The organism is Spirillospora sp. CA-294931, from assembly GCF_050946795.1.
Lineage (GTDB): Bacteria > Actinomycetota > Actinomycetes > Streptosporangiales > Streptosporangiaceae > Spirillospora.
Genome location: NZ_CP192006.1, coordinates 8,877,758 through 8,890,160, shown reverse-complemented (window position 1 = coordinate 8,890,160; position 12,403 = coordinate 8,877,758). Strand labels below are relative to the sequence as shown.

General features: G+C 69.8%; 11 protein-coding genes. 6 read left to right on the top strand and 5 right to left on the bottom strand.

What is annotated here, in order from left to right; all coding sequences use genetic code 11:
- Positions 1–17 precede the first annotated feature (17 nt).
- Positions 18–1,472, bottom strand: coding sequence for a glutamate--cysteine ligase (locus ACQPY4_RS40405; protein ID WP_433330465.1), 1,455 nt, complete (start codon positions 1,470–1,472; stop codon positions 18–20).
- 250 nt (positions 1,473–1,722) lie between these two features.
- Between ACQPY4_RS40405 and ACQPY4_RS40400 the strand changes: the two genes are divergently transcribed.
- Positions 1,723–3,066 (top strand): HAMP domain-containing sensor histidine kinase, encoded by a 1,344-nt coding sequence (locus ACQPY4_RS40400; protein WP_433330463.1) that lies wholly within the window; start codon positions 1,723–1,725, stop codon positions 3,064–3,066.
- 221 nt (positions 3,067–3,287) lie between these two features.
- Here ACQPY4_RS40400 and ACQPY4_RS40395 read toward each other — a convergent pair whose 3' ends face one another.
- Complete coding sequence (locus ACQPY4_RS40395; protein ID WP_433330461.1) at positions 3,288–3,836, bottom strand: YceI family protein; 549 nt, start codon at positions 3,834–3,836, stop codon at positions 3,288–3,290.
- Positions 3,837–3,961: 125 nt separating this feature from the next.
- On the opposite strand from ACQPY4_RS40395, the gene ACQPY4_RS40390 reads away from it, so the two are divergent.
- A complete protein-coding gene (locus ACQPY4_RS40390; RefSeq protein ID WP_433330459.1) occupies positions 3,962–4,585 on the top strand; it encodes a TetR/AcrR family transcriptional regulator in 624 nt (207 codons plus the stop codon).
- 177 nt (positions 4,586–4,762) lie between these two features.
- Here the strand turns inward: ACQPY4_RS40390 and ACQPY4_RS40385 are convergent, their stop codons facing one another.
- On the bottom strand, positions 4,763–5,956 hold the full coding sequence (locus tag ACQPY4_RS40385) for a lipid-transfer protein (protein WP_433330457.1): 1,194 nt from the start codon (positions 5,954–5,956) through the stop codon (positions 4,763–4,765).
- A gap of 100 nt (positions 5,957–6,056) precedes the next feature.
- Here ACQPY4_RS40385 and ACQPY4_RS40380 point away from each other — a divergent pair, with 100 nt between their 5' ends.
- Together ACQPY4_RS40380 and ACQPY4_RS40375 are read left to right on the top strand one after the other, a co-directional pair.
- Positions 6,057–7,658 (top strand): acyl-CoA synthetase, encoded by a 1,602-nt coding sequence (locus tag ACQPY4_RS40380; RefSeq protein ID WP_433330455.1) that lies wholly within the window; start codon positions 6,057–6,059, stop codon positions 7,656–7,658.
- 16 nt (positions 7,659–7,674) lie between these two features.
- Positions 7,675–8,523 (top strand): MaoC/PaaZ C-terminal domain-containing protein, encoded by an 849-nt coding sequence (locus tag ACQPY4_RS40375; protein WP_433330453.1) that lies wholly within the window; start codon positions 7,675–7,677, stop codon positions 8,521–8,523.
- Between the two features lie 18 nt (positions 8,524–8,541).
- On the opposite strand, the gene ACQPY4_RS40370 is transcribed toward ACQPY4_RS40375, so the two are convergent.
- Positions 8,542–10,068, bottom strand: a complete 1,527-nt coding sequence (locus ACQPY4_RS40370; protein WP_433330451.1) for a BBE domain-containing protein — start codon at positions 10,066–10,068, stop codon at positions 8,542–8,544.
- Positions 10,069–10,096: 28 nt separating this feature from the next.
- Positions 10,097–11,026, bottom strand: coding sequence for a LysR family transcriptional regulator (locus ACQPY4_RS40365; protein WP_433330449.1), 930 nt, complete (start codon positions 11,024–11,026; stop codon positions 10,097–10,099).
- Positions 11,027–11,139: 113 nt separating this feature from the next.
- Here ACQPY4_RS40365 and ACQPY4_RS40360 point away from each other — a divergent pair, with 113 nt between their 5' ends.
- Both ACQPY4_RS40360 and ACQPY4_RS40355 read left to right on the top strand, forming a co-directional pair.
- Positions 11,140–12,006 (top strand): NAD(P)H-binding protein, encoded by an 867-nt coding sequence (locus tag ACQPY4_RS40360; protein WP_433330447.1) that lies wholly within the window; start codon positions 11,140–11,142, stop codon positions 12,004–12,006.
- Between the two features lie 25 nt (positions 12,007–12,031).
- Positions 12,032–12,397: a darcynin family protein gene (locus ACQPY4_RS40355; RefSeq protein ID WP_433330445.1), complete on the top strand. Its 366-nt coding sequence runs from the start codon at positions 12,032–12,034 to the stop codon at positions 12,395–12,397.
- The last annotated feature ends 6 nt before the right edge of the window (positions 12,398–12,403 follow it).

Here is a 12,403-nt window from a genome sequence, read left to right as displayed (position 1 = left end):
TTGTGAGGGCTCGTCTCCTAGCCGACCGGCCAGGTGTGAACGGGGTCGTTGGTCTCCATGAGCTGGGTGTAGTTCTGGGTCATCCGGCGCAGGGCCTCGTGGCGGGGGCCGCCGATCGCCGCGACGGTGTCGATCTGCCAGGACGCGCCCGTCTGGCCGCTGAGGCAGCGCCGCTCGATGATGCCCAGCAGCCGGTCGCGCCGCGACGGGTCGACCCGCCACAGGTCCAGGCCCTTGTAGGCCAGGGGCAGCAGCTTGCGCAGCACCAGCTCGGCCGCCGGGACCTCGCCCATGCCGGGCCAGTACAGCGTCGCGTCCATGCCGTCGCGGGCCGCGCGGTGCAGGTTCTCCTCGGCCGCCGCGAACGACATCCGCGTCCAGATCGGCCGCTCCTCCTCGGCGAGGCTGCGCACCAGGCCGTAGTAGAAGGCGCCGTTGGCCACGACGTCCGCGACCGTGGGCCCGGCGGGCAGCACGCGGTTCTCCACGCGCAGATGGGGGCGTCCCTCCACGACCGCGTAGATCGGGCGGTTCCAGCGGTAGATCGTCCCGTTGTGCAGGCTCAGCTCGCCCAGTTCGGGGATGCGGCCCTCGTCCAGCACGGCCACCGGGTCCTCGTCGTCGCACAGCGGGAGCAGGGCCGGGAAGTAGCGGGTGTTCTCCTCGAACAGGTCGAAGACCGAGGTGATCCAGCGCTCGCCGAACCAGACGCGCGGACGCACGCCCTGCGCCTTGAGCTCGTCCGGGCGGGTGTCGGTGGCCTGCTCGAACAGTGTGATCCTTGTCTCACTGTCGAGACGGTGACCGAAAAGGTACGGAGAGTTGGCGCCCAGCGCGATCTGCGCTCCCGCGACGGCCTGGGCGGCGTTCCAGTACCGCCCGAAGTGGTCCGGGCTGACCTGCAGATGGAACTGGACGCTGGTGCACGCGGCCTCCGGGGTGATGCAGTCGGCGTGCATGCGCAGCGGCTCGGGCCCGTCGATCGCGATGTCCAGCTCCTCGCCCCGGGCGGCGAAGATCTGGTCGTTGAGCATCTTGTAGCGGGCGTTGGCCGACATCGTCTCCTCGCCGATGTCCGAGCGCCGCAGCGTGGGCAGGATGCCGATCATCACCAGCGAGGCCCCGAGCTCATGGGCTCGCGCGCCCGCGTGCGCGAGATGGTCGCGGACCTCCACCTCAAGCTCACCCGTTCCGGCGCCGCCGAGCTGGCGGGGCGGGATGTTGATCTCCAGGTTGAACTGGCCCAGCTCGGTGGCCCAGGCCGGGTCGGCGATCGCCTTGAGGACGTCGGCGTTGCGCATGAGCGGGTCGCCGAGCGCGTCGATGAGGTTGAGCTCGATCTCCAGGCCGATGCAGGGACGCTCGAAGTCGAACTGCGACTCGCCCAGCATCCTCGCCAGCACGTCCAGGCATCGCCTGACCTTGTCCCTGTAACGGCGCCTGTCCTCTCCGCTGATGACGACGGGGTTCACGTCCCTGCCCATAGGTACCGCCCCAGTGCTCTGAGTGACCTGTTACAAAACGGATGTCCCGTACAGACGTGTCGAAAACCCCTGGCCCGGTTTTTGGCGGTCCGAATGAGGTTTGGGCGCCGGGACGTGCGCTTTCTTTATGGCAACCCTCGTGTGACCTATTGGTACGTTGTGTCGCAGGTCAGCAGGGTGCGGGGCGAGATGTGACACTCTGTTGCGGACGATCCGGCGGCGAGAGGGGGTGTTCCCGATGCGTCTGAGACCTCGGTCGATCCGCGGGCGGGACACGCTCGTGGCCGCCGTGCTGGCGTTCCTGGTGTTCGGCTCGATCGCCGTCGGCATCGACCTGGCCGTCCGCAACGCGGTCAAGGCGGGCCATCTCCAGGAGACCCAGATCGCCGCCCGCCGCATCAGCGCGGCCGTCCGCGACGGCACGCTGGCCAGCCCGATCCCCGACGACACCGGCGGCCGGATCGTGATCCAGGTCGTCGGGCCCGGCGGCAACGTCCTCGACTCCACGCCGGCCGCGGCGGGCCGTCCGCCGATGAGCCGGCTCTGGCCGACCCGCGACCAGCGCGTCCGCGACGTCGAGGAGTGCAATGGCTGGGGCACGGGCAACGAATGCATGCTGGTCGAGGCCATCCGGGTGACCACGGCCCCCGACGCGGTGGTGGTCTACGCGGGCAAGAGCATGCCCGGCTTCATGACCAACGGCCTGCTGGAGGCGCTGCTCGCGGCGGCCGTCCTGGCCCTGACCACGCTGGCCGCCTGGGTGACCTGGCGGGTGGTGGGGCGCACCCTGCGTCCGGTCGAGCAGATCCGCACCCAGCTCGCCGAGATCAGCGCCAGCGACCTGAGCCGCCGGGTGCCGCAGCCCCCGGGTGAGGACGAGATCGCCCAGCTGGCCCAGACGGCCAACGCGACCCTCGACCGGCTGGAGCGCGCCGTCGCACGCCAGCGCCAGTTCGCCTCCGACGCCTCGCACGAGCTGCGCACGCCCATCGCCGGGCTCCGGGCCAACCTCGAAGACGCCGAGATGCACCCCGACGACACCGACCTGCCCGCCACCATCACCTCGGCCCTGCGCGACACCGACCGGCTGGAGTCGATCGTCACCGACCTGCTGCTCCTGGCCCGGATCGGCACCGGCGGCACCGCCGCCCAGGAGACCATCGACCTGGCCGAACTGGCCCGCGCCGAGGTCGGCCGCCGCACCTTCGCCCTCAAGATCGACGTCGAGCTCTGCCACGGCGCCGTCGTCAGGGGCGTCCGGATGCAGCTGGTCCGCCTGCTGGGCAACCTGCTCGACAACGCCGAACGCTACGCCGACTCCCGCATCCAGGTGGAGGTCTCCGCCGTCGGCGACCAGGCCCTGCTCACCGTCGTCGACGACGGCCCCGGCATCCCGGCCGACCAGCGCGAACGCGTCTTCGAACGCTTCACCCGCCTCGACACCGCCCGCAGCCGCGGCTCCGGCGGCACCGGCCTCGGCCTGGCGATCGCCCGCGAGATAGCCCAGGCCCACTCCGGCACCCTCCAGATCGAAGAAAGCCCCCAAGGCGCCCGCTTCGCCCTAAGGCTGCCTTTGCTTTAAATCCCGGCCCACCTTCGCTCGCCTAGCGGCTCGCTACGGTGACCGTGATTTTGCGATTGCTGCATCGCTTCGCGATCTCGCCGGGGAAGCTTCGCCTTCGGCTCGCTTCTCCGCTCATTAACGCAATCGCGCGCGGGGCTGGGGTTCGCGCGTGGTCGGTCAAAGCGGAACGCGCCGGGTTCCGTGTGGGAACCCGGCGCGTCGGCCCGGAGGGGCTGGGATCAGGCGCGGACGGCCTGGATCTCCATCTGGATGTCGACCTTGTCGCCGAGCAGGGCCTTGTCGCCCTTCAGCGGCACGTTGAACTCCACGCCCCAGTCCTTGCGGTTGATCGTGGTGGTCGCGGAGAAACCGGCGCGGGTGCCGCCCCACGGGTCCTCGCCGACGCCGTGGAACTCGACCTCAAGGGTGACCGGACGGGTGACGTCCTTGATGGTCAGCTCGCCGTCGACGAAGTAGCCGCCGCCCTCGGCGCGCGCGCCCTTGGTGGTGAAGGTGAAGGTCGGGTAGGTGGCCACGTCCAGGACGTCCGCCTGGCGCACGTGGGCGTCGCGGTCGGCGTTGCGGGTGTCGATCGAGTCGACCTTGATCTCCGCGGTGGCGGTGCTGTCGGCCAGCTCCTCGGCGATCTGGACGGCGCCGCTGAACTCGGTGAAGCTGCCGCGGACCTTGGTCATCAGGTGGCGGATGCTGAAGGTGACCTCGGAGTGCGCGGGGTCGATGTTCCAGGTGCCGGTGGTCAGTTCCGGGGCGATGGTCGATACGCTCATGATGTCTCCCGAATGTTCTTGAAAGTTCAACAACCTGATGCTGGTGACCATAGTTGATTTTTCAAGCACTTGTCAACCGCAACTTACATACAGCGCGACCTGTTTGTTAGGGCTATGCTTCGAGGATGTCCCCGATCACCAGGCCCCGGCGCACTCAGGAGGAGCGCACCGCCGCGACGCGGCGCGCCCTCCTCGACGCGACCCTGGATTGCCTGATCGAGTTCGGCTACCACGGCACCACGACCACGCGGGTGGTCGAGCGCGCCGGGGTCTCGCGCGGTGCCCAGGTGCACCATTTTCCCACGAAGAACGTGCTCGTCCTGGCGTCCGTCCAGCATCTGGCCAAGCGGCGGGCCGACGAGTTCCTCGACCACTCCGTCCCCCGGCTGCGCGCGTCCGACGACTGGATCGGCGACGCCCTCGACCTGATCTGGGAGATCAACCAGGGCCCCCTGTTCGAGGCGGCCATGGAGCTCTGGAACGCCGCCCGCACCGACCCCGAACTCCGCGAGCACGTCAACGACTTCGAACGCGAGGTCGCCACCGGCTATGTCGTGCTGGCCCGCGCCCTGGTCGGCGACCTGGTGGACGACCCCGAGTTCCGCGCCGACCTCTACTTCATCCTCGACACCATCCGCGGCCTGCGCATGCTCCAGTTCGTCCAGCCGTCGCCCGAACGGGCCCTGGAACGCTGGGAACCCACCAAGGCCCGCCTCCGCCGCCTCCTGGAAGGCCGCGCCCCCCGCTGACCCGCCACCACGGGGCCCGCTCCGCAACAACCCCCACCCCGCGCGCGATTGCGTTAACTAACCGGGGGAAGCGAAGCCGAAGGCGAGCTTCCCCCGGTTAGATCGCGGAGCGATGCAGCAATCGCAAAATCACGGTCACCGAAGCGAGCCGCCAGGCGAGCGCAGGTGGGCCGGGATTTAGTTAGACACCGCCTTGTAGACGGTGACGACGGCGGCGCCGCCGAGGCCGATGTTGTGCTGGACGGCGCCGGTGGCGCCCTCCACCTGGCGGCGGTCCGCCTGGCCGCGCAACTGCCAGGTGAGCTCGGAACACTGGGCGAGTCCGGTCGCGCCGAGGGGGTGGCCCTTGGAGATCAGCCCACCGGACGGGTTGACGACCCAGCGGCCGCCGTAGGTGTTGTCGCCGTTGTCGACCAGCTTGCCGCCCTCGCCCTCGGCGGCCAGGCCGAGCGCCTCGTAGGTGAGCAGCTCGTTGGTGGAGAAGCAGTCGTGCAGCTCCACCACCTGGACGTCGTCGGCGCCCATCCCGGCCTCGTCGTAGGCGCGCTCGGCGGCCAGCTTGGACATCTTGGCGCCGACCAGGGTGATGGCGCTCTTGTCGGTGAAGGTGTCGCGGGTGTCGGTGACCATCGACTGGCCCGCGATCTCGATGGCCTGGCCCCACAGGTCGTTCTCGTCCACGAAGCGCTCGCCGGCGATGATCGCGGCGCCCGAGCCGTCGGACGTGGGCGAGCACTGGAGCTTGGTGAGCGGCTCGTAGATGATCTTGGCGGCCTTGATGTCGTCCAGGCTGTACTCGTCCTGGAACTGGGCGTACGGGTTGTTCACCGAGTGCTTGTGGTTCTTCCAGCCGATCTTGGCGAACTGCTCGGGCGTGGTGCCGTACCTGGCCATGTGCTCGCGTCCGGCGGCGCCGAACATGTAGGGGGCGATCGGCTCGCCGGCCCACTCGAACAGCGGGAACAGCTCCTTGAGATGGTTGAGCATCGGCTGCTCGCGGTCTTCGTAGGTGGAGCCCAGCGAGCCCTTCTGCATCTTCTCGAAGCCGAGCGCGAGCGCGCAGTCGACCGTCCCGGACTTGACCGCCTGGCGGGCCAGGAACAGCGCCGTCGAGCCGGTGGAGCAGTTGTTGTTGACGTTCACGACCGGGATGCCGGTGATCCCGAGCTCGTAGACGGCGCGCTGGCCGGACGTCGACTCGCCGTAGACGTAACCCACGTACGCCTGCTCGATCTTGTCGTAGTCGATGCCGGCGTCGTTGAGCGCCTTGGTCCCGGCCTCCTTGGCCATCTCCGGGTAGTCCCAGTCACGGCTGCCCGGCTTCTCGAACTTGGTCATGCCGACGCCGACGACGAACGTCCTGTTGGTCATGGTCATACCTCTTCCCCAGGGATATGCGTGACGCTAGGTCCTGGGCAATAAACAGTCAAGCTTGTATGTTTTGTTCCAGCGCCTCACACCCGGAGGATCGATGACCCGCTGTTTCAACCTGGCAGACCTCTTCGAGAGCGTCGCCGACGCCGTGCCGGACAAGCTCGCCCTGGTGGCCGGTGAGACGAGGCTCACGTTCGCCGAACTGGACGAGCGGGCCAACCGCGTGGCCCACGCGCTGGCCGCGCTCGGCGTGGGCCCCGGCGACCATGTCTCGCTGCTGGCCTACAACCGGGCGGAGTGGGTCGAGGCGCAGATCGGGATCTTCAAGCTGCGCGCCGTGCCGATCAACGTCAACTACCGCTACACCGCCCACGAGCTGGCCCACGTCATCGGCGACTCGGAGTCGGTGGCGCTGGTCGCCGAGCGGTCGCTGATCGCCAGGCTGGGCGACGCCCGCGACGCGCTGCCGCACCTGCGGCACGTGCTCGTGATCGAGGACGGCTCCACCGACGCGGTCTCCGGCACGGACTACGAGGACGTGGTGACTGCCGCCTCCGGCGAGCGCGACTTCGGCGACCGCTCGCCCGACGACCACTACATCCTCTACACCGGCGGGACGACCGGGATGCCCAAGGGCGTCGTCTGGCGCAGCGAGGACATCTTCATGTCGGCCCTGTACGGCGGCAACCTGCTGGGCGAGCCGGTGGCCTCGCCGGCGGAACTGGGCGAGAAGGCGCACGACGGCGGCATGACCACCATGGTCTGCGCGCCGATGATGCACGGCGCGGGCATGTGGGCGGCCTGGGTGGCGCTGCTCGCCGGGTCCACGCTCGTTCTGTGGTCCGAACGCCGGTTCGACGCCGAGCGGGTCCTGGCGGTGGCCGCCGCCGAGAAGGCGCAGGCGATCCTGCTGGTCGGGGACGCCATGGCCCGTCCGCTCAGCGACGCGCTGGCGGCGCGTCCCGGCGCGCACGACCTGTCCTCGCTGATCGCGGTCGCGACGGGCGGCTCGGCGACCTCGCCCGACGTCAAGGCCCGCCTCCACGAGCAGATCCCCTCCCTCCTGATGATCCTGGACGCATACGGGGGCTCGGAGAGCGGCGCGGTCGGCTCGGCCGTCGAACCCGCCCCCGACGGCTCGCCGCGCTTCATGCCCCGCTCGCTCGACGCCGCCGTCCTGGACGCCTCGCTGCGGCGCATCGCCCCCGGCTCGGACGAGATCGGCGTCTTCGCCCGCAGCGGCCGGATCCCGCTCGGCTACTGGAAGGACGAGGCCAAGACGGCCAGGACCTTCGTCACCGACGACGACGGCGTCCGCTGGGCCCTTCAGGGCGACATGGCCCGGGTGGACGCCGAGGGCGCGATCGTCCTGCTCGGACGGGGCTCACTGGTCATCAACACCGGCGGCGAGAAGGTCTTCGTCGAAGAGGTCGAGGCCGCCCTGAAGACCCATCCGGCCGTGTACGACGCGATCGTGGTCGGTGTGCCCGACGAACGGCTCGGCTCGCGGATCGCCGCGGTGGTCTCCCAGGCACCGGACGCCGATGAGAAGGCCACCCCCGAGGCACTCGCCGAGCACCTGCGCCGCACCCTGGCCGGATACAAGATCCCCCGCGATTTCCAGATCGTCGACGAGGTCCGCCGATCCCCGGCGGGCAAGGCCGACTACCGCTGGGCCAAAGAGATCGCGACCCGCTGACCCCAATGGAGAGATGATGACCGAGCAGCCCCAGTTGAAGGCCGAGAACCTCGGCGTGTGGAGCGACCCGTTCGACTTCAAGGTCGACAAGGACCGCGCCATCGCCTACGCCAAGGCCACCAACGACGACAATCCCCGCCACCTGTCAGGCGAGCTGGCACCCCCGGTCTTCGCGATCGTCCCGGTCTTCGAGGGCATGATCCCCCCGCTGTTCACCGTGGTGCCCGACAGCCTGATCCCGTTCGTCGTCCACGGCGAGCAGGACATGGTCTTCCACCGGCCGATCGTCCCCGGCTCCACCCTGGTCTCGCGGGCCCAGGTCACCGGGTTCGCGTCCAAGTCGTCCGGCACCACGGTCTCGGTCCGGCTGGAAACACGGACCGACGGCGGCGACCTGGTCAACGAGCAGTGGATGGTCTCCTTCTTCCGCGGCTTCTCCGCGGGCGAGTCGGCCGGGGAGATCGCCCCGACCCACACCTTCCCCGAGAACCTGCGCGCGGCCGAGCCCGTCGCGGAGGTCGTCCAGCACGTCGACGACGACCAGACCTTCCGCTACTCCGAGGCGTCCGGCGACCCCATGCCCATCCACCTGGACGAGGAGTTCGCCAAGTCCGCCGGCCTCCCCGGAATCATCGCCCACGGCATGTGCACGATGGCCTTCACCTCCGGCGCCGTCATCAAAACCGTCGCCGAGGCCGACCCCACCCGCCTGCGCCGCCTCGCCGTCCGCTTCTCCCGTCCCGTCCTCCCAGGCCAGGACGTCACCACCCGAATCTGGAACAACGGCCCCAACACCTACGCCTTCGAAAGCACGTCCAGCAGCGGCGAAGTAGTCATCAAGGACGGCGTAGCCGAACTCTCCTGAGCCGCGCCTTCTGCTTGGCTAGCCGGTCTGGTCGGGGGGGTGGATCGACTGCTGGTGGCGGAAGATGTCGCGTGGGTCCCAGCGCTGTTTGGTCGCTTGCAGGCGGGGATATTTGTCGCCGTAGTAGAGGGTCCACCACGGCACCCCGGAGGTGTTCCATTCGGGGTCGCCGAGATCGACGTCGGGATAGTTGATGTAGCAGCCGTCGGTGACGTCGTTGGAGACCGGGACGCCGCCCGGGTACATGTCCCGGTAGAGCTCGCGGATCCATCGCAGGTGGCCCTCGCCGTTCTCGCTCTCGGGCCAGTACGCCTGGTGCTGCAAGCGCAGGATCGAGTCGCGCTGGGCGACGGCGGTGTCGGTGCCGATCGTGTTGACCTTGGAGCCGTACGAGTCGATCTGCACCACCGCGTCGCGGACGATGTGCGGGTCCCTGGTCAGGCCTTGCCACAGCGCGTCGACCTGGGCGGCGGGCAGCGGCTTCCGCATGTGCGCGGACTTGTGCTTGCCCGCGCGCGGGTTGGGAGACAGCCCGAGGATCCGGTCGATGATCACCCAGGGCAGCTCGACCGGTTCGCGCAGGTCGCGCAGGGCCGGGTACTCGCCGATGGCCTCGGTGAGCGGGCCCATCTCGGCGCGGAACCCGCCGTCGATGTGGTGCACGAACTCGGTGATCAACCGCCGGGCGTCCGGCACGGCGGCGTCGATCTGCGCGATCAGGCCCACGCTCTCCTTGCTCCGATGGGTGAGCAGCAGGATCGCGAACAGATCAGCGTACGGGTCGTCCGCGCCCTGGTGCTCGGCGAAGAACTCCCCGAAGTTGGCCACGATCCGGTGGAAGTCGGCCTCCTCCAGCTCGGCCCACCGCCACCCGCCCGAGGCGAGCAGCGCCGTCCGGGGCGCCTCGGGCAGATCACGGAACCAGAACCGGGTGGCGATTCCGAAGTTGCCGCCCCCGCCCCCGGTATGCGCCCACCACAAGTCCCGCAGTTCGGGGTCGGTGTCGTCAGCGGTGGCCCGGACCAACCGCACCCGGCCGTGCCGATCGACGACGGCGACCTCCACCGCGTAGAGGTAGTCGACGGTCAGCCCATGCTGACGAGACAGAAGCCCGAACCCGCCCCCGGGGACGTGACCACCAACACCGACTGTGGGACATGAGCCTCCAGGCAGCGCCTTACGGGTCGGCAGGTACAGGTTCTTGTAGTGCTGGCCGATGGTCGACCCTGCCTCCATGCAGATGGCGTCCATCTCGGGGTCGTAGCCGACCTCGTCCATCAGGCTCAGATCGACGATCACCCGCACGTCGTCGGCGCAGACGAAGTCCTCGTAGCAATGGCCGCCCGAACGCACGGTGATCCGCGACCGTTCGGGCGGCGCCGACTCGTCCAGGCTCCGTTCCAGCGCGTGCTCGACCTCACGCCCGTCGCGCGGCAGCCACACATAGTCGGGCCGGGACGTCCAGCGAGGATTGAACCCCCGCCGCAGCGGCCCGTACCGAGCGTCCTGCGGCCCGATCTTGATGATCCTCGCCTTGGTCGCCATCCCACCAGCCTCAACTCCTACCTTGACTTCAGTCAAGAGCAGGCGCGTGGAGAATGCGGCGAACCGCCGCGCGAAGCCAGTGGTGAGCGCTGTCGGACGCGTGGCGGGGGTGCCAGGCCATGCCGATGGTCAGGGGCGGCAGCGGCAGGGGAATGTCGAGGAGGCGCAGGCCGAGCGCGGTGGCGGTATGGGCGAGCGGCGTCTCCGGGTCGCCGGGGAGCGCGGCGGGGACGAGGCACACAACGTCGCTGTGGACCGCGAGGCTCATCGCCGCCAGGTGGCTGGGCAGGACGGCCGTGACGCGCCGGTGCAGGTTCCGCTCGGCCAGGGCGGTGTCGAGCGGCCCGGTGAACCGGCCGCGCCGGCTGACCGCGACATGCTCGGCGGCCGCGAGCCGTGCCGCGTCCAGGGCCTGCTCGGCGAGGGGGTGGCCAGGACGGACGGCCGCCACCATCCGCAGCGTGACCAGCTCCTCGACCTGGGTCTCCGGGTCCACGTGGTCGATCGATCCGACCTCCAGATCGATCCGGCCGTCCCGGAGGGCCGGACCGGCCTCCAGTTCCTCCGCCCGCAGCCGGAACGAGACGCCCGGCGCCTCCTGCCGGGCCAGGCGCAGCAGCCCGGGGGCCAGCGCCGCACTGACCAGGTCGGCGGTCTGAAGCGTGAAGGTACGGCGCAGGGTGGCGGGGTCGGTGTCGTCGGCGGGGCTGAGCAGCGACCCGAGGCTGCGCACCACCGCGGCGGCCTCCTCGCGCAGCGCCAGGGCGCGCGGGGTGGGGACCATGGCCTGCCCGGCCCGCACCAGGAGCGGATCCTGGAGGGTGCGGCGCAGCCGGGCGAGGGTGCGGCTCATGGCGGCCGGGGAGGTGCCCAGACGGGCCGCGGCGCGGGTGACGCTCTGCTCGGTCAGCAGGGCGTCCAACGCGACGGCGAGGTTGGCGTCAAGTGACCTGCTCACCAGCGTCATTCCATTTCGGGCAATGTCTCCTTGCTGAAGTTCCCATTGTGGCATCACCATGCCGCTCCTCAGGATGAAGGCGTACTCACCCGCTAGGAACCCGCGAGGTCTTCATGATCGTCATCACCGCGCCCACCGGGAACATCGGCCGCCACCTGCTCACCCGCCTCCTGAAGTCCGCCGAGGAGTTGCGCGTCATCGCGCGTGACCCCACCCGGCTGCCGGACGCCGCACGCGGACGCGTCGAGGTGGTCACCGGCTCGCACGGCGACGCCGAGGTGGTCGACAGGGCCTTCGAAGGCGCGGACGCCGTCTTCTGGCTCGTCCCCCCGGACGCGTCCCGGCCCCCGGAGGACGCCTTCACCGGCTTCACCCGCCCCGCCGCGAAGGCGCTCGCCGCCCACGGGGTCGGCCACGTCGTCGGCGTTTCCGTCCTCGGCCGCGGCACCCCGCTCGCCGACCGGGCCGGGCTCGTCACCGCCTCTTTGGCCATGGACGACCTGCTGTCCGGCACCGGCGCCGCCTACCGGGCCTTGGCCGACCCGTCCTTCTTCGAGAACCTCCTGGAGGAGGCCGCCTCGATCCGCGACAAGGGCGTCTTCGCCGACCCCGACCGCAAGGCGCCCCTCGTCGCCGCCACCGACATCGCGGCCGTCGCCGCCGACCTGTTGCTGGACCGCTCGTGGACCGGCACCGGCAGCGCCCCGGTCCTCGGACCGCGCGACCTGTCACCCAACGACCTCGCCCGCATCACGACCGAACAGCTCGACCGCCCCGTCCGCTACGAACGACAGCCGCTGGACGCCCTTCGTGCCGACCTCAACGGCCTCGACGAGGCGTTCGTCCAGGCCATGGTCGACATGAAGCGGGCCAAGGACGAGGGCCTCGACACCGGCGTCACCCGCACCCCGGAGGCCACCGGACCCACCACCTTCGAGCACTGGTCCGCCCACACCCTCAAGCCCGCCGTCTTCGCCTGACCATCACCCCAAGGGAGAAACCGTCATGCCCATCGAAGAAACCGAACCGCCGATCACCGCGTTCATGCTCGTCAAGACCACACCCGAATGGCTCGCGCTGTCCGTCCCGGAGCGCATCCACGCCTTCCGCACCCAGATCGTCCCCACGGTCGAGGCCGGGACCAAAGGCGTCCGCTCCCGCTTCTACGACACCGAGTTCTACTCCGCCCGCGTCACCGACGTCTGGGTCTGGGAGGCCGACGACCACCACTCCTACCAGCTCCTCATCGAGGCGCTGCGCGAGACCCCGTTCTGGGACCGCTACTTCGAGGTCGTCGACCTCCTCGTCGGCACCGAGAACGGCTACGCCCGCAACTACAACGTCGACCCCGTAGCCACCATCAACACCTGACCCGCG